Source organism: Ectobacillus funiculus, assembly GCF_004138295.1.
Lineage (GTDB): Bacteria > Bacillota > Bacilli > Bacillales > Bacillaceae_G > Ectobacillus > Ectobacillus funiculus.
Genome location: NZ_SCFM01000004.1, coordinates 264,324 through 283,021 on the forward strand (window position 1 = coordinate 264,324; position 18,698 = coordinate 283,021).

At 38.4% G+C, this 18,698-nt stretch carries 15 protein-coding genes and 1 pseudogene; 3 read left to right on the top strand and 13 right to left on the bottom strand.

The features are described from left to right. Nucleotides 1–792 precede the first annotated feature (792 nt). Entirely contained in the window at nucleotides 793–1,098 is a 306-nt protein-coding gene (locus EP737_RS02780) for a hypothetical protein (protein WP_129726384.1), read from the bottom strand. Between the two features lie 318 nt (nucleotides 1,099–1,416). Here EP737_RS02780 and psiE point away from each other — a divergent pair, with 318 nt between their 5' ends. After that, nucleotides 1,417–1,884: a phosphate-starvation-inducible protein PsiE gene (psiE, locus tag EP737_RS02785; protein WP_425455828.1), complete on the top strand. Its 468-nt coding sequence runs from the start codon at nucleotides 1,417–1,419 to the stop codon at nucleotides 1,882–1,884. Nucleotides 1,885–2,279: 395 nt separating this feature from the next. Next, nucleotides 2,280–2,423: a hypothetical protein gene (locus tag EP737_RS25410; RefSeq protein WP_165350683.1), complete on the top strand. Its 144-nt coding sequence runs from the start codon at nucleotides 2,280–2,282 to the stop codon at nucleotides 2,421–2,423. Nucleotides 2,424–2,686: 263 nt separating this feature from the next. Here EP737_RS25410 and EP737_RS02790 read toward each other — a convergent pair whose 3' ends face one another. The 3 genes from EP737_RS02790 to EP737_RS02800 are packed head-to-tail and all read right to left on the bottom strand — an operon-like array spanning nucleotide 2,687 to nucleotide 6,324. After that, nucleotides 2,687–3,142 (bottom strand): (2Fe-2S)-binding protein, encoded by a 456-nt coding sequence (locus tag EP737_RS02790; RefSeq protein ID WP_129726385.1) that lies wholly within the window; start codon nucleotides 3,140–3,142, stop codon nucleotides 2,687–2,689. Nucleotides 3,143–3,173: 31 nt separating this feature from the next. Further along, complete coding sequence (locus tag EP737_RS02795; protein ID WP_129726386.1) at nucleotides 3,174–4,007, bottom strand: FAD binding domain-containing protein; 834 nt, start codon at nucleotides 4,005–4,007, stop codon at nucleotides 3,174–3,176. Next, entirely contained in the window at nucleotides 3,994–6,324 is a 2,331-nt protein-coding gene (locus EP737_RS02800) for a xanthine dehydrogenase family protein molybdopterin-binding subunit (protein WP_129726387.1), read from the bottom strand. The genes EP737_RS02795 and EP737_RS02800 overlap by 14 nt, the downstream gene beginning before the upstream one ends. A 438-nt stretch (nucleotides 6,325–6,762) precedes the next feature. Between EP737_RS02800 and EP737_RS27010 the strand changes: the two are divergent. Next, a pseudogene (locus EP737_RS27010) lies at nucleotides 6,763–6,915 on the top strand (sunset domain-containing protein); the annotation flags it as partial. A 423-nt stretch (nucleotides 6,916–7,338) separates the two neighbouring features. Here EP737_RS27010 and EP737_RS02810 read toward each other — a convergent pair. The 9 genes from EP737_RS02810 to qoxA all read right to left on the bottom strand — a co-directional run bounded on the left by EP737_RS02810 (nucleotide 7,339) and on the right by qoxA (nucleotide 17,883). Further along, entirely contained in the window at nucleotides 7,339–7,587 is a 249-nt protein-coding gene (locus EP737_RS02810) for a hypothetical protein (RefSeq protein WP_129726389.1), read from the bottom strand. Between the two features lie 301 nt (nucleotides 7,588–7,888). Continuing rightward, nucleotides 7,889–8,881, bottom strand: a complete 993-nt coding sequence (locus tag EP737_RS02815) for a LacI family DNA-binding transcriptional regulator (protein WP_129726390.1) — start codon at nucleotides 8,879–8,881, stop codon at nucleotides 7,889–7,891. 114 nt (nucleotides 8,882–8,995) lie between these two features. Beyond that, nucleotides 8,996–9,949, bottom strand: a complete 954-nt coding sequence (locus EP737_RS02820; RefSeq protein ID WP_165350684.1) for a sugar ABC transporter substrate-binding protein — start codon at nucleotides 9,947–9,949, stop codon at nucleotides 8,996–8,998. Nucleotides 9,950–10,120: 171 nt separating this feature from the next. Further along, nucleotides 10,121–11,566 (bottom strand): PTS transporter subunit EIIC, encoded by a 1,446-nt coding sequence (locus tag EP737_RS02825; RefSeq protein WP_129726392.1) that lies wholly within the window; start codon nucleotides 11,564–11,566, stop codon nucleotides 10,121–10,123. After that, entirely contained in the window at nucleotides 11,559–13,250 is a 1,692-nt protein-coding gene (locus EP737_RS02830) for a glycoside hydrolase family 13 protein (protein ID WP_129726393.1), read from the bottom strand. Before EP737_RS02830 ends, EP737_RS02825 begins: the two co-directional genes overlap by 8 nt. 795 nt (nucleotides 13,251–14,045) lie before the next feature. Next, nucleotides 14,046–14,351: a cytochrome o ubiquinol oxidase subunit IV gene (gene cyoD, locus EP737_RS02835; RefSeq protein ID WP_129726394.1), complete on the bottom strand. Its 306-nt coding sequence runs from the start codon at nucleotides 14,349–14,351 to the stop codon at nucleotides 14,046–14,048. Nucleotide 14,352: 1 nt separating this feature from the next. Continuing rightward, a complete protein-coding gene (gene cyoC / locus EP737_RS02840) occupies nucleotides 14,353–14,955 on the bottom strand; it encodes a cytochrome o ubiquinol oxidase subunit III (RefSeq protein ID WP_129726395.1) in 603 nt (200 codons plus the stop codon). Next, on the bottom strand, nucleotides 14,955–16,925 hold the full coding sequence (gene qoxB, locus EP737_RS02845; RefSeq protein ID WP_129726396.1) for a cytochrome aa3 quinol oxidase subunit I: 1,971 nt from the start codon (nucleotides 16,923–16,925) through the stop codon (nucleotides 14,955–14,957). Before qoxB ends, cyoC begins: the two co-directional genes overlap by 1 nt. Nucleotides 16,926–16,953: 28 nt before the next feature. After that, nucleotides 16,954–17,883 carry a cytochrome aa3 quinol oxidase subunit II gene (gene qoxA / locus EP737_RS02850; RefSeq protein ID WP_129726397.1) on the bottom strand — a complete coding sequence of 310 codons (930 nt, stop codon included), beginning with the start codon at nucleotides 17,881–17,883 and terminating at the stop codon, nucleotides 16,954–16,956. Nucleotides 17,884–18,698 lie beyond the last annotated feature (815 nt).

Genomic DNA, 18,698 nt, shown 5'->3' on the forward strand with positions numbered 1-18,698 from the left:
GAAATTATTATTGATTAATTAGAATGTAATTGAAAGGATTTTAATATACTATGAGTTGATATAAAAAATGATTTAAATTCATTTCGCGCTAGAATTTAAATCATTTTAAACTGCAAACAAATACTTTACGGAACGAAAATTATGTATATACTGAAAAAATAATAACTTCAACAAAGAGTAAAATCTATCCAACGCGAGCTCATTTGAAATTTTATCATAATCCATAGCTAAAACAATATTGTGATTCCACGTTTCCGAAAAATTATATTTATAAAGAAAAAAGGATGAGTTACCCCATCCCTGCAAAAGCTACAACCATTACTAATGTACATCCATTAGCATTAGTGCACTTATCCTAATTACTGTTTTCGCGCTCTTCTTAAATGTAACCTTTTATAACAAAACATAGGTACATTATATACATTTAATCTTTCACTCACCGTACTACCGTTCCCATTGTGTACAGGCTATAATTCCTTGCACTATCCTTTACAGTTACCTCTACTTTTGCCCGGGAACAACAACGGAAAACTTACCTGTTATGTCTGTCTTTCCTCTACCGATAACTGTTGACTGTGTAACAAGCCGCCATATCAGCTATATCCCTAACGCTCCTTTTCCCTTAACAGAGGGAGATCACTGGTTCGAAACGCCTATACTCCATTCATACCGAATCAAAAAACTTAAAAACTCAGATTTTTTCCACATCTCAAAAAGGATTTCACTGCCCAGCGAAATCCTTTTTAATCGTCCTTACTATTTTGAAAAGGAACGAGATATCCCGTTCTTTTTTTAATTGTTTATTACTAGGGTATCTTTATATAATCGGTCAATTGTATCAATGATCCCCATCACTTCGTTTCGCTCCAAATAAATAGGGGAACCGTCTGATCTTAGTAATACGATCACATTAGAGCTATGAACAAATGACGTTCCGTATTCCCATCTTATATAAAGCTTTTTTTCTTTTTCTTCTTCAAATAAAATGCGCACAATTTCAACCGCTTTTTCATCAATCTTTCGCAACAAATTGTCATAATCATCGCGTGCTCGTTCATAATCTTCAACTTTTAATTCAAATGCCTCCACCATAACCATCCTTTCTCCATTGTCCTATCTATTATAAAAGGAAGAGGCATAGGAACTGCTTTTATCATCAGAGTGAAGCAAATTTTTAAATTTTTTGTAACTTTCTTGTTGTTTATGTAAAAAGCTTAATAGAAATGTGTATGTATCATACAAAACCGTGATGGAATACCATTCATCCATTAACATAAGACTGGTTCATTAGGTTTTGTATTGTAATATTTTCTTACATTTTTTATTTTATGTGTTAGATAATGTTCCACTTTTTAACTAAATTTCTATTTCAGCTGATAATATAAAAGTAATTTATGATAAAAGGGGGATTGATGAATGAGAGATACTTGGAGAATGACCTCGCAAAAAGCAATTTTTGAATTCAGCAAACTTCCTACTTTTCGTACCGCTGTCCCATCGATATTACAATTTATCTTAAATGCATCATTAATCATACTTGCCACAGTTCTATGTATTTTAATGGCTAAGGAAATTTTTCATTTTGTAGAATTTATTATCACATCTGAAACAACTAATTTTCACAATTTCCTCGAACAGATTCTTGTCTTTTTTCTCTATTTTGAATTTATTTCAATGATTGTAAAATACTTTCGGGAAAATTACCATTTTCCAATGAGATACTTTCTCTATATTGGTATTACAGCAATGCTCCGCTTAATCATCGTTGATCATGATAACCCCTTCAATACATTACTACACGCTTTCGTTATCCTTATTTTAATCTTAAGCTATTACATTATTAATAAAACATCCTCTAGAAAACCTCCTAATAAAGAATCTTGAAGTATAGTATTAAACTAAAGAACTCCCCCCCAAGACGAGTGAACTCAGCAGTTTATTTGTTCTAGGGGGAATTTATTTTGTGAGTTTAATAGCTATGGCTTGGCTTCCTTTTCTCTCCGGGGCTATCAATGCTTTCCCCGTTTGCACCACAATCTACTCGGCCTTTGCAGGTAAGATATCCATTCCCCCTTTCCTATATGTTTTAGCACACAAGAGACCAAGTTACAGTTCAGGTATCCTAAAACATAGTTTTTAATACCTACGCTTCCTCTCCCTTATTACTCCCCAAGAGCTATGAAAAAACCATGATAGAAAACCTGACATAAAGTCACATTGTGCGGATAATCAATAGTATGATACTGATATCCCTACTAGACACAAGGAGGACAACCCATATGAAATTATTTCTAGCAAACCTAAAGAAAAACACCCTATGCTTATTAGAAGCTGTTTATGTGTATCTCCTCTTTCTTGTCGCGGAAATGAGGATGACTGTTGAAAATATCAATAAATCAAAGCAGAAATCACTTCAAGCATAATATAATCGACATTGAACTATATATCTATATCCCTCACTCTTATAAAATGAACTAATCTGAGTGGATTAAGATGTAGAAAGACCACCTCCAACCTTAAATTCAAGTCCAATCAGCTACACCTGAAGTGTAACTTGGAACGTGAGGTAGCTATCTTAACTCCATAAGCATATTAAGAAACTCTGATAACTCAAAAAAGGATTTCGCCGACAGGCGAAATCCTTTTTTACGTGTTCTAAACAACTCGATTGCAACAAAACAACTACTTACTTCTCTTCCAGAACAGATTTTACCGCTTTCTCAATTTCGGCATAGCCGGTGCACCGGCATATATTTGATGACAGCCATTCTTTAATTGTTTTATCATCAGCATCGGGATGCTGCTCGATCAGCGAATGGCAGTTCATGATAAAGCCAGGTGTACAATAGCCGCATTGAAACGCAAAGTTTTCTACAAATGCACGTTGAATCGGGGAGTCCTTCAATCCTTCAACTGTTGTAATCTTTTTTCCAACCGCTTCAACGGTGAGCATCAAGCATGATTTCATCGGTCGGCCGTTAACATTCACCGTACAGGCTCCGCAATCACCATTTAAACAACCTGGTTTTGCGCCAGTTAAGCCCAACTTTCCTCTTAGTGTAAACAAAAGAGTGTCTGCCGCTCTTACCGTAATCGTCTGATCCTCGTCGTTGATACTCAACACGATTGTTTGTGTTTTCAAGCATTTAGCCTCCCTTCATCTTCCTCCTTACTCATGCCTTATCTAATAATTCTAAAACATCCAACAATAAATTTCGCAATACAAATAAGCGATAGTTTGCTGAACCTTCGACATCATCTAAAATCCGTTCTGGTAATGAAGCTAGTGCGCGTTCAATTCTTTCGGATTCTGGCAATTCTTTATTGTTTAAAGCTGCTTCTACCCCCTGTGATCGAAAAGGAAAAGGACAGAGTCCACTTAAAGCTACCCTGATCTCATTATCGATTTTTAAGGCTGCGATTGTTATTAATGGATAACCAGTATCCCACTGTTGGCGTCTTTTGAAGGTAAAAAACGGTGCCTCAGTAAATCGTTTTTCTGTTGCTATTTGTACAAGAAACTCGCCCGATGAGAGCTGCAGCCGTTCCCGAAATATCTCATTAATAGGGGTCACCCTAGTTCCTTCCGGTCCAACCGTGACTACTTGGCTGTCAGCGAGCAAAAAAGGTAAAACGGCTTCACGGTAAAAAATTTGCGCACATATATTCCCGCCAAGCGTAATTTTCACCCGAGCAGTATGATCAGCAATTTCACTTGCCGTTTTAGATAATAAAGGGAATAGATTCTCCTTGCTAAGTTCAGTAAGAGTGACTGAGCTTCCCAGCACGAGATATTCTCCGCTAAATTGCATGGCTTTGCTTTCAGCAATTTCTTTTACATCAATAACCGCTTCCGTATAGACTAAGTTAATTCTGCCAAGCGTAATTAATTCCGTTCCACCTGATATAAACATAGGCTTCTTGCCTTGCTGGCTTAGGTACTGATATAAATTAACAGCCTCCTGAAGGGAAGATGGTTTATAATAATCAAAATCAAACGGAAGCATTCTTTGCTGCCTCCTTTGCTTTCCAAATCAATTCTGGAATTAATGGCAAATTATAAAGCGAAACACCAGCAGCCACGGACAACGCATTCCCAAGGGCCCCAGGCATTCCCATTAATCCTAGCTCTCCTATTCCACGGGCTCCATATGGCGCATCAATCTGCGGGTTTTCTACAAAACCAACCAAGTAATGAGGATTCTCTCCATAGCGGAGCGGGCGATACGTCCGAAGCTGCGGATTCAAAACTCTCCCAAGCTCATCAAAATAAAATGTTTCTCTCCCAGCGAACGCTAACCCCATACTCATTGCACCCATCACTTGACCTAATGCCGCTTTTTCATTCATTACCCGGCCAGCATCCACCACCGTCGCAGCATTTATGAGTCGATACGTATAATCCCGACGGTCAAATTCTATCTCTACTCCATATGCTGCAACGGACCATTCCGGACCTGGTTTCCCAGCTCCCGTTTCCGGATCTAAATGTGTTATATGGCGTAATATATAATTTCCTCTACCAATGATTTGACCACCAATCGCATTACCATTTGGATACTTATAACCGTAGCCAATATCTTTAAAATGTAATCCGATCACTGGATCATCCCTTAAAAACACCCGGCTATTTGCCACTTCAAAATCTTCCTTTGGCGCTCTTAATACACATGAAGCTATTTCTTTCAATTGATTAATTACATCTTCTGCGGCATTTAAGGTAGCCCTGCCTGCCATAAATGTTCCCCTGCTGGCAACGGTTTTCCAATGCTCTGGCATTGTCTGGGTATCAACTTCCATTCGAACATGAATGTTATCGACATCCATTTTAAGTCTCTCAGCGAGAATTTGAGCCAGCACAGTCTTCGTTCCCGTTCCAATTTCAATAAGTCCTGACATTAAATTGATACTTCCATCCCGATTAAATGTTAAAATAGCACCTGAGGGAGCGTTAGCATCAATCGTTGACGTTTTCCAGCTGCAGCTCACACCTTTTACTCTAATAAAACGCTCATTTACCTCTTTGATTGGACCTTCTTCCCATCGGATTAACTCTCTTACTTTCTCAATGCATTGTGGTAAGTTTCCTAAATTACTTTTATTTAAGGGAACCCTTGTCGGTGTCGTGTTTCCTGGACGGATAGCATTTATATAACGGAGTTCAAGCGGATCCATCTGCAGCTTTTGTGAAAGTAAGTCCATTGTTCTTTCAATGACAAAGGAAAGCTCGGAATGGGCAAAGCCCCTAAATGGGGAGGCATATGGATGATTGGTGTACATACAATACGAATCACCCCAGACATTCTCAACATTGTAAGGACCTGTGCAATCCACTGCCCCTGATCTCGTTACATCAATAGCTTTATCGGAATAAGCACCGCCGTCCCACAGATAAAGGATTTCCATAGCTTGAATTTTCCCGCTGCGATCGGCCCCAATTTTAACTGTTGCGTCCAAACCAATATGACTTGGGGAGGTAATGATATCCTCTTCACGGTCATTCCAGACCTTTACAGGCCGACCGCCGACAGCCTTCGATGCTAAGTAGGCAAGTACTTCAAGCTGAACAGCTGCCTTTCCGCCGTAGGCTCCTCCTACAAACGGTGTGTGAACAACGATTTTCCCCATATCCTCACCAAAGTAATCGGCTATAAGTGTTTTGACCATAAAAGGGGCCTGGGAGGAGGTCATTATATTGATTGTTCCATCGGGTAAAATCTCACAAGTCGAACATCTTGTTTCCATTGCTGCATGGTCAGAAGGAGCAAAGGAATAACTTGCTTCTACCGTTACTTCACTATCAGCCCAGCCTTGTTCCATGTTACCCTTGCGAATTTTAATATGAGTTGCAATGTTTGTTCCCGGAACCGGGTGTGAATCCTCCTCCTTTTTGTATTCGCCTAACTTTTCATGAACAAGGGGAGCATTTTCTTGAAATGCCTGTGTCGGTGAATTTACTACTGGCAATAATTCATAGTCGACCTTAACCTGATTGGCTGCTGCCCTGGCCTGGTCTGGAGTTTCTGCAATAACCAGTGCAACTACTTCCCCGTGATAACGGACTTTATCTACAGCAATTGGCGGACGGTCACGAATTGCCTCACCTGTGAGCGGAAAATGTTCTCCAGCGACAATCGCCCTAACTCCCGGCATTTTTAGCGCTTCTGTCGTGTCTATTGCAGTGATTCTAGCATGCCCGTATGGACTAATGACCTTTTTACAAGAAAGCATCCCAATGGATTGGTAATCATTCGTGTATTTCGCCCGGCCCTTCACTTTATCCCACGCCTCTTTACGAATGACGCTTTTCCCGATTACCTCCAATTCATTTCCTCCTAACCTTCGTTAGTCACAAAGCGTTTCAATGTAATGATTCCAAATTCTATCCTCATGAAAAAATGGAGCAAACTCTCCTTTTCATCGATTCCTCTTATCTCCATATTCTTGTACTCTAAAAACAGTAATGTTAATCAAACTTACAGAATGTTTAACAGCACCAAATATCAAGTAATTGACCTCCCCGCTACCTGTCACATTACAAAAACACCGTTTTGCAAGAGCATTAAACGCAAAGGTTCCTACATTATTTATATTAGTGGGAAAACCATTCTTAGAATCTGCAATTTTTTCTTGCCAATTCAAATTCATTTAATTGGCTGAAACCCATCTCCCAAATAGACATTTTCATACCCTTGAATATCAAATAATACATTTTAGTTGTTATATAAAACTATTTATCTGCTTGCAACTCAAACACCAAAACAGAATTGTAATATTAAAGGTAACATCTCTTCAAACGGGGAGAAAATTTATCACATGCCGGGACAGGCATTCTATGACAAAACGGATGCCGAAGAAATGTTCTGTACAGAATCAGAAGCTCAATCTGCCGGATATAGAAAATCAAAGCGTTAAAAATAGACAAATCCGCCCCGAAATGCCAGTGGTTTTCTTTCTACAATAAAAAGAGGAGCATCTTTGCCCCTCTGGATTAGTATAAAATGGTGTTTTGATCAAAAAACTATCCATTATATTTTTGTGTTTATCGTCATATTTGATATATTTGTACTAATAAGAATGGAGATAATATCATGGATCCAATTATTACATCAGCCCTAACAGCATTTGCAACGACAGTAGCAACAGGTAGTAGTAAAGCACCATTGCAAACCCTCGATGATTTATGGTATCTATATAAGTTGAACTAAATATTTTCTCACAATCCCATTGCAGCACAAATTCATACAGAATACAGTGCCTTATAAAGGTAATTTGAATGGTGATTTAGGCACTGAATAAGAAGGTGCAAGAATTAAATTCAACTTATATAGACTCCCACTAATACGGGAGTCTTTTTATTTTTTTCAAGCGCTCATCTAGAATTAACATTAAATCGTCAATGTGATTTCTATAAGAGTTCCATTCTTCTGAGAACAGCCTATTTAATGACAGACAATCAATACAAGATTGCAAACGAGTTAATAAATCATCGTGCGAAAGCCGTCTAATATCATCAATTGGCATTTCCTTCACTTGAGACAGCGCTTCTTTTTCTTCTTTAGCTTTTGCAAAGTCTAATACCTTCATTGAATCACTTTCCCTCTTCCATTTTAACCAAATTTCCGCAAAATCGCACATAAACTACGGGAGACAGTTATATTTTGTTCTAACGTGTTTCTCCTTATGTTAGCAGGCATAGACACACATTATAATATATACAAGATATAAAAGAAACCTCCATCACTCAAATTTCGAGTAAATGAAGGTGCTTTATGCCCAACATATCCTTAAATCTTTTCCAACATACTATCATTTTTTACATGACAAAACGTTGGATACTTACAGTAAAAATTCCTCTTCAGGAATTACAACATAATCCTATAAAAAGTTATGTGGATTCTCGAACAACTAATTCTATTGACATCTCATACGTTTCAATCTTCATTTCAGGATTATGAAGCATCTCGATAATCACTTCCACTGACTTTTCTCCCATTTGGTCGACAGGCTGACGAATCGTTGTTAGTTTGGGATCCAACATTTCTGCAAGAGGTTGGTCATCGAAGCCCATAATTGCGATATCGTCAGGAACTCTTAAGCTGTGCCCTTTTGCTTCAATCATCATCCCACCAGCAATTTCATCACTTCCAGTAAAAACGGCAGTAGGACGATCGTCCATCTCTAGAATTTGCTTCATTACTTGTTTCCCATCCTCAATAGTATGCTGATTCACAAAAATCCACTTTGGATTTATTACAATCCCTGCTTCTTTTAATGCTTTTTGATAACCATAATTGCGATCTTTATCTTTCCCCTGCTCGTCAAACAGTCCTCCTGTGCAGTAAGCAATTTTTTGATGCCCTTTTTCAATTAAATGCTTCACACCTATATATGTCCCTTTGTATTGATCTAAACGAATGATTGGAACATCTGCGTGATTCACATACTCGTTGCATAGCACGATAGGACCGTAATCGGTAAACGGCTGAATGATGTTCCAATCATTTTCAATGGCCGTCATAATAATTCCATCTACCTGCTTCGTTTTCAATAAATTTAAAAATGCAAGTTCTTTTTCTTTATCTTCATTGCTTTGGCAAATCAGCACTTGATATCCTTTATGATAAGCAGTCTGTTCAATCGAGTTCACCAAATATGAAAAGAAGGGATTCACAATCCTCGGTACAATAACCCCGAGTGTAGTCGTTAATTGTCCTCTTAGTCTTCTTGCAGAAGGATTTGGTGTATAACCAAGCTCCTCCATCGCTTTTAGCACTTGCTCTTTTTTCTCTTTCGAAACATATGGATGATTATTTATTACACGTGAAACAGTTGTTTTTGATAATCCTGATAATTTTGCTACATCTGATATTGTAGACACTTTTCCATCACTCCACTGCCAAAGTAAATATGAAAACAGTTTCATATTTATTTTACTGTAGGGAAGAGATAATTTGCAATGCGTATTATTTCTAATCAAAAGCAGCTGTAAATGTCATTTCAACAATTTCTTCAGGAAGTCTAGCTTCTGCTCCGCATTATCTTTGGTGATAAGATCGATACCTGTATCAACAGTTTTTCTAACATTTTCTCCCTGTATCACTTTCCATGCAGTTTCAACACTTATATACCCCATATCATAAGGATTCTGTGCCACTGTATCAGGCACAACTCCCTCTTCTATTGATTCAACCATTTTAACGATCCCATCTACCCCCATGACAGGGATACTATTCCCGTGTTTCCGAATGACCTCTAAAGCACTTAATGCCATAATATCAGTAGTAGCAAATACACCTTTCACATCGGGATACTGCTGCAAAATCGTTGTCATTGCTGCCCTAACCGGCAAAGACTCATTTGGTAATTCTGTTTTTTCGACTGCAATTTTGATTCCTGCAGCCTCGAAGCTCAATATAGCTCCTTTTATTCTTTCACTTATAACTGAACTAGTTAAGTCTCCAGCAATAAGAGCTACTTTATCTCCAGGCTGCAGCCCTGAAGCCAGTAATTCCCCTGCTTTTTGGCCTAGCTCAAAATTATCAGTACCAATATAAGTAGTTTTATTTTCTAAAGGAATATCCGTATCTATTAATAATACAGGAATTTTACTTTGGGCAGCTTTTTTCAAGCTAGACATAACAAGAGGTGATTCAAAGGGGGAAACAACTAATGCATCGGGATGTTCTGCAAGAATACTTTTTAACACGAAGCCCTGTGCATCTGCTTCTGATCCATAACGGGGTGCGATAACTTTACCATCTATATCAAAATCTCGAAAACCTTTTTCCGCTCCAGCTTTCACAATTTCCCAATATTGTGTATCTGCATCCTTTAACACCACAACTACTTTAGGTCTATCATCTGTTCTAAGAAACTTGACTACATATCCTGTTATAGAAATAAGAAGGACCGAGATAATCAATCGGATGATCCATTTCTTTTTCACGATGTATCTCCTACCTGGAAAGAATAACACCAGGATTTTGCGTTTTTATTTTATAACATTAAAGGCAAACAGCCCACTAGTTGAAGTCCCCTCCAAAAATAATTTCAAACACTAAAAACGAGTCACTAGCAACTCGTTTTTAGCGAATAGATTCATTCCATTTTGCAGCTATTAACTTGCATTGCTTAGTTTCTGGCTTCGATCTTCTACCATAACTTCTTTTGGAACTGCAAATAAGTAGGTAATGATCAATGCGGCAGTAAAAACCAGAGCGGAAACCACAATATAAACGATCAGCTGATTCCACTCATAAATGTACATTAAAGGAGAAAGAAGCACAGCCAAACCATATGAATTAGCTTTAATATTTAGGATGGATAAGATTGCGCCCCCAACAGCCGAGCAGCCAATCATAACATATAGCGGTTTCATGCTATACCTCATAACAACTCCAAACAAAGCCGGTTCACTAACACCTAGCAATTGCGTAAGGGTTGCACTCAACCCGGCCACTTTTACCGTGCTTTTTTTCGCTTTTAGCGTAATCCCCAGACAAGTGCCAGCATTCGCAAATCCGTACATCGCACAAAGTGTAATTAGAGGGTTAAACCCCGTATTCGCAAGCAATGTTGTTTCGACAGCAATAAATAAATGATGCATTCCTGTCATAACCGCAAGCGGATACAAAAGTCCAATCAATAGTCCCCCAATCCCAAAAGGAGCATGAATAAGCTGTGTAATAACCGTTACCAAGCCCATCTCCACAAAATGCAATAAAGGCCCTAAAATAAGTAAACCAGTAACCATCATAGTCAATAAAACAAAGAACGGAGTAAAGATTAAATCTAGGGCATTCGGCATGACAGCCCGCAGCTTTTTCTCCAATTTTGCCCCAAGAATCCCTATCACAAGCGCTGTTAACACTTTACCCTGATAACCAACAACCGGAATGAAACCGAAAGCCATAATGGGCTTTACTCCGCTATTGATATCCGCTACCGCATACGCGTTAGGAAGGGCAGGAGAAACAAGCATTAACCCTAGTACAAAACCAATGATAGGCATACCGCCAAAATTCCTAAATGCAGACCAACAAATTAAGGCTGGTAAAAAGGCAAAAGCTGTGTCTGTCAGAACTGATAGGAGTGTTCGCAGATAATCTGGAACATCATTAACGCTCATGCCCATTGAGCCTAAGATGGCATCACTGAATAGCACCCCCTTTAACCCAAGGAATAAACCCGTTGCTCCAATGATCGGAATAATCGGAATAAAGATATCAGCTAACGTTCGTACAGCCTTTCTGATTCCCTTGTCTTTGCTATTAGATGAAGCTTCCTTCTTCTGTCGCTCATCCTCTTGATGGGGTTGATTCCCTCTTAGGGCAGAGTAAACTTTGTTGACCGTACCGGTACCGAGAATAACCTGATATTGACCAGCATTAAAAAATACGCCTTTAACCTCATCAATTCTTTCAATTGCTTCATCATCAATCTTTTCACGATCTTTCACAGAAAAACGTAATCGCGTTGCACAATGAACATACGATTCAATATTATCCTCACCAATAACATTTACAAGTTCTTTTCCTATACGTTCGTATTTATTTTCACTCATGATGGCTCTCTTCTTTCTTTAGGAGTACTAATGCTTGATATGGTTGTAAAGAATGTTCTTTTTCATATAACGTTGCTTCTTCTTTGTAGTTGTTTAGTAAAACATCATATTTGTTATCCGCTAACTCTACTTTTTGAGTCCTGGATGAAAAATTGAAATAACAAACGACTTCTTTCGTCTCTAACTTGCGTTTATACGCTACAATCGTTGGATGTTCTTCTAAAATTGGCTCAATCTCTCCATAAATTAAGCATTCATTTGCCTGTCTAACTCCAATGATTTTTTTATAAAAATTCAGGATAGAATCCGGATCCTGCTCTTGTTGCGCTGCATTAATCGTTTTGTAATTCTCAGTCATCCCTAGCCAAGGCTTGACTTTTGAGAAACCGCCATAATTCTCGGCATTCCAATGAAATGGTGTTCTTGAATTATCACGGCTTCGCAAGTTTATAAAGTGCAATGCCTCTTCTGCAGTAAATCCTTCATCCATGGCCCGATAGTACTGATCAATGCTTGAAATATCATCAAACTCTTCAATACTTTTACGCTTAAAATTCGTCATTCCAATTTCTTGACCTTGGTAGATAAAAGGTGTTCCTCGAAGATAGAAAAACATTGCCCCTAGCATTGTCGCAGAATAGAAGTTTCGCTCTCCTTCCTCTTTTATATACTTGCTTATGGAACGATTCTGATCATGATTCTCTAAAAAGTTTGCTCCCCAGCCTGCCTTTTGGATTTCCTTTTGACTAGTAAAGATTAATTTCTTTAAATCTAGTACATTCCAATCAATTCTCTTAAACCATTCACTGCCCGAAGCTACATCAAGGTCCGCATATCTAAAATCAAAAATCATTGAAAAGTAGCCATTGTTCCCAATATAATCACCATATTGCTCATAAGGTACACCAGGAGCTTCTCCAATGGTGACACAATCATATTTGGCAAAGGTTTCATCATTTAATTCATGAAGAAATTCTGCAATACCCGGCTGATTACGAGTCTTCTTTGTGCATTTTCCAAGACCATCTACTCCGTCAGCCGGAATATTATCATAATTTTGGTCTTTTTTAATAAACGTGATTGCGTCCACCCTAAAGCCGGCAATTCCTTTGTCTAGCCAATAATTAACCATTTTATATAAATCTTCTCGAACCTTTTTGTTTTCCCAATTGAGGTCTGGTTGCTTTTTGTGAAAAGAGTGAAAGTAATATTCACCCGTATTCTTCAAAGGCTCCCATACGTTGCCCCCAAAAACAGAGCGCCAATTCGTAGGGGGGTGACCATCTTTACCAGATTTCAAGATATAGTAATCTCTATATTTACTATCGTATGGATTCTCTAATACATCTTGGAACCATGGATGTTCATCTGATGTGTGATTTATTACTAGATCAAGGACAATTTTAATTCCTTTTTCTTTTGCTTTCACAATTAACTCGTCCAGATCTTTCATATCTCCGAAATCTGGATTCAATTGATAATAGTCTGAGATGTCATATCCGTTATCAGCCATAGGAGATTTATAAATGGGACAAATCCACACCATCGTAATCCCCAAAGACTGTAAGTAATCTAATTTTTGTGTAATCCCTTTTATATCGCCTATTCCATCATTATTGGAATCATAAAAACTTTTAGGGTAAATTTGATAAATAACTTCTTTTTGCCACCACTTCTTCTTCATATCGTTCCCTCCAATAGCGTATTCATATGACGGTAGTATGTTAGATGATTAAGGAGCTTAGCTATATATGAAATCGGTTCCTCAAAATCACAAAAAATATATGCTTAGTTTTTGTGCTCCATTTTTAAAAAGAGAAACCAAATTCTCGATTCATTTCATATATTCGCACCGTAAAACATCTAAAGTTTCTCGGGAACCGGTTCCAAAACGAAGTAAAATAAATTTAGATAAGATCAATCATTCCATTAAAGAATGTGGTATCGGTTCCTGTACTGTATTATACTTTCCTCTTTTGTTCCCTGTCAACGCTTTCTCTCTTAAAATTTTAAATAGAGAGGTGCGATTCACCCTTTTAATTAAGAAAGGCTGCCTTTTGCACAGATCCCGGCAACAGTACGAACCTAAAATCTAAAACAGACAGCTATTTTCACTCAATAAGAACTTTTCCTTTTCACTTTGTTCTTCTGCCAACAAGAAGGTATCGGTTTCAATCATATAGCCCCCCAATACAATATATCAGCCATTACTTTATATCCTTGTTGATTTTCAGATGCTATCAAACGCTATAATGCTCAATACTACATGCTTCACAGCTACCTGTTATCAACAAATATCGATTATGGTAAGTTCCTCAGATTATCAACTTGTCGGTTATAACGAGATTTTTTGCGGTTCCTACAGTTCTCCCCCATCCTTGCCCCTTCCATTGAGAAGAATGAAGAACAGGGATAGCGCACCTGCACTATCCCCATTTCTAGCTTAAATCAATATATTAATCTAGCTTCACCAGTACGATTACTGCACTTGTGAATTAAACGACATAATCCAAATAGAGCCTGCTACAATGGTAAAAACCACAATACCTCCCAGGATTAAAGCCATTTTATTATAGCCAGGCTTTTCACCATCTCTCACATGCATGAAGAAAAAGAGTTGAACCAAAAGCTGAAGAACTGCTATCGCTAAGATCGAAAAGATTAGAACTCCTTTACTCAGTATATGATTTACTACAAGCACCAAAGGAATAATTGTTAATACGATGGAGATAATAAACCCAAGCACATAGTTTTTTTCTGGGCTATGGTTGTTGTGCTGAGACATATTACATCACCCCCATTAAATAGACAACAGTAAATAGGAAAATCCATACAGCATCAAGAAAATGCCAATATAATCCTACAATAAACACTTTCTGTTTTGTAACAGCATTCATTCCGTGCTTGCGAATTTGGATCATAATCGCAAGCATCCAAATAATACCGAATGAAACGTGAAGACCATGTGTACCTACTAACGTAAAGAATGAGGAAAGGAAAGCATTTGTAGAAATGCTCGCTCCTTCCGCAATCATTTTGGCAAATTCATTGATTTCTAATCCCACAAAGAACAGACCAAGAAGCACGGTAATAATAAGCCAACCCATAAACGGCTTCATTTTCTCTTTATTGATCGCTAATAATGCTAATCCACTTGTAAAGCTGCTTGTTAAGAGAATAAATGTTTCTATTGTAAATCCAGGCACTTCAAACAGCTCGCGTCCTGTTAAATGACCGTCGGTATGAGTATACAACACTGCATAGGTTGCAAATAAAGTACCAAACAAAATACAGTCTGTTACAAGAAAAATCCAAAATCCTAACGTTGTCATCTCACGTTCATGATGACCATGATTGTGATGTTCCGTATGAGAAACTGTGTGTGCCATTACATTGCCCTCCCTAATGAGGCTTCAGTTCGTTTCACTTCATCAATCGGGATGTAGTAATCCTTGTCATATTGGAAAGAGCGTGCTAATAAACAAATTCCGACACCTATTAATCCGGTTACTCCCATCCAAGTCCAGTTAAAAGTTAAACCGAATCCGGCAATAAACCAGCAAATTGACATAATAAATGGAATACCGGAATTTTTCGGCATATGAATCGGTTCTATAGCACGGGTTTCCTTCTTTGCCCCCATTTTTTCCATTTCTTCTTTCATTGCCCACCAGGCATCAGCCTCGTTTACATGTGGAACAACAGCGAAATTGTAGAGCGGAGCCGGAGATGGAATCGACCATTCTAATGTGCGGCCATCCCAAGGATCTCCTGTTACATCGCGTTCCTCATGTTTGATGCTATAAATGATTTGCCAGCCTTGGAAAAGGAAGCCAATCCCCATGAAGAATGCACCGATTGTTGAAACAAGATTAAGAGGCGCCCACCCCATGTCCCATCCATATGTGTACACACGGCGAGTCATTCCCATGAAGCCTAATGCGTATTGCGGCATAAAGCATACATAGAAGCCGATATTCCATAACCAGAAAGCCCATTTTCCCAATCGATCATTAAGCTTAAATCCAAACATTTTTGGCCACCAATAATATAATCCAGCTAAGTAGCCAAAGACAACACCACCGATTAATACCTGATGGAAGTGAGCGATTAAGAAATAGCTGTTATGATATTGATAGTCTGCTGGTGCAACTGCAAGCATAACACCCGTTGCTCCGCCAACAAGGAAACACGGAACGAAAGCCAATGTCCATAGCATAGGCTGCGTCATTCGGATACGTCCGCGGAACAGTGTAAATAGCCAGTTGAATACTTTTACCCCTGTTGGAATCCCGATAGCCATTGTTGTAATCGCGAAGAATGCATTTACATCCGCGCCTGCCCCCATTGTAAAGAAGTGATGCACCCATGTGAAATAGGAAAAAACACTAATAAGCATCATGGAAAATACCATAGATTTATATCCAAAAATTTTCTTTTTCGCAAAAGTACTTACGATTTCAGAGTAAATACCGAATGCCGGGAGTACTACGATATATACTTCTGGGTGTCCCCACATCCAAATCAAGTTAACATACATCATTGGATTTCCGCCGCCTGTAGCTGTAAAAAAGTGAGCTCCAAAGAAACGGTCAACAAATAATAAGGCAAGGGAAACAGTTAACACTGGAAAAGCAATGATAATTGTAATACAGCTAGAAAGCACAGACCATGTGAACAACGGCATTTTCATTAATTTCATGCCTGGAGCACGCATTTTCAAGATTGTTACGATAAAGTTAATTCCCGTTGCCAAGCTTCCGATACCGGAAATTTGGATACCCCAAATATAGAAGTTTTGTCCAGGTCCTGGACTTCCAGACAGTTCAGACAATGGCGGATAGCTAAGCCATCCTGCATCAGGAGATCCCCCTATTATGAAGGATAGATTAAAAAGCATTGCACCGGAGAAAAAGAACCAAAAGCTGACAGCGTTCAAATATGGATACGCTACATCTCGCGCCCCAATTTGCAACGGCACAACAATATTAAATAAACCAAACATAAAAGGCATAGCCATAAATAAAATCATAATTGTTCCATGTGTTGTGAAAATCTCATTGTAATGCTGTGATTCTAAAAATTGAACATTTGGGAAAGCTAATTGCAGACGCATTAATAAAGCATCTACCCCTCCTCTAAAAAGCATAAGGAGCGATGATAATATATACATAATTCCAATCTTTTTATGGTCAACGGTTGTCAGCCATTCGCGCCATAGCCATCCCCATCTTTTAAAATACGTAAGAACAAATAGAATGCTAAGCGTAACGAGAACAATGGCAACATCCGCTCCATAAATCATTGGATCTCCGGTTACAAAAAATTCAGAAGCAAAATCCTTCAATTTATCTAACATCTATTTTTCCTCCTCCCGTCCGCTTTGTTTATTTATCATGCATACTATGCATATCGGTCATATTAGTCATATCAGTTTGATTCATATGTTGTTTCATATATTCCCCACCATTTTTATCAACTATTTCATTGAATAGATTTGTTGGATACGATGAGAATTCTGTTTTATTAGCCAGTCCTTTTTCTGCTAATTTGTTATAGCCATCCTTTGTTAAGACTGGTGCTGTTTGTTTAACTTTATTCGCCCATGCGTTAAACTCTGACTGCGATTTAGCTACTACTTGAAATTGCATATGGGCAAACCCTTCACCAGTAAAGTTAGCACCTGATCCAAAATATGTTCCCGGTTTGTCAGCTTGCAGCCATAGTTTCATAGCCATCCCCGGCATTGTGTATGCCTGTCCGCCTAACTGTGGCACCCAAAACGAGTTCATAGGGGCATCAGCCGTTAATACGAAATGAACAGGTACTCCGGCAGGAATTTCGGCATAGTTAACAGTTGCAATATTCTGATCAGGATATTGGAATAGCCATTTCCAATCTAGGGAAGTAACTTGAATTGTAATCGGTTTAACATCGCTTGCAGGTGGTTTTTGTAACGCATAGGTTGTCTTCGCTGTATAAAAACCAAGAATGCCAATAATAACAATTGGTATACCCCACCATACAATTTCAAGTATTTTGCTGTCATCCCAATTTGGTGTATACGGAGCTTTGTTACCAGGCTTGTCTCTATAGCGGTACACGATATAGATAAAGATTGCTAAAACAGGTATGATGATTACGGCACAAAGAATCGTAGATAACATGATTAAATCATACTCCTGTTGCGCAACCGGGCCCTGCGGATTGAGGACAATATAGCGTTCATCACACCCGGATAATAATACGGCAGATATTACCGCCAATAGGGAAAGCCTAAAAAAATGAAAGAGCTTTCGGTTTTTCACTTGGTGCATCTCCTTTCAAAACACAGTTTTCAGTTTTGATATTTTTGTATGATTCCTCCTAGCAAGGTAATCATAGTGCTTAGAGGTTTAATTGGTCTGTGATGTATGTCACACTAAAATAGAGTTCATAAATTCTCTGTATTTTTGACATAAACCCTCCATTATTTTTTCACATTCTGGCCAAATCTCCCTATTGCCGAGCTCTTTATCAACCATTTCTTAATCTCAAGGTAATTTTGATACAAGTATTTTTATTAAGAGGCGTATCTTAAGGGGCGACCGAAGCTGTATCTTCATATATACGACACAGGTTTATATTAATTATTACTTTTAATATAAAAATAATATGATTATTAATAGTTATAAAGAAAACTCGCTGATTGGCGAGCCCTGCTCTTGGGCGAAGACAGAGGCGTAGTTGCACTTACACTGTACTCCTAAAATTTCTAACTACGTCGAATCACTTCTAGCTAGAAATTTATACTTTCCTACAGTGTAAAGAAAACTCGCTGATTGGCGAGCCCTGCTCTTGGGCGAAGACAGAGACGTAGCCCTACTTACACTGTACTCCTAAAATTTCTAACTACGTCGAATCACTTCTAGCTAGAAATTTATACTTTCCTACAGTGTAAAGAAAACTCGCTGATTGGCGAGCCCTGCTCTTGGGCGAAGACAGAGACGTAGCCCTACTTACACTGTACTCCTAAAATTTCTAACTACGTCGAATCACTTCTAGCTAGAAATTTATACTTTCCTACAGTGTAAAGAAAACTCGCTGATTGGCGAGCCCTGCTCTTGGGCGAAGACAGAGACGTAGCCCTACT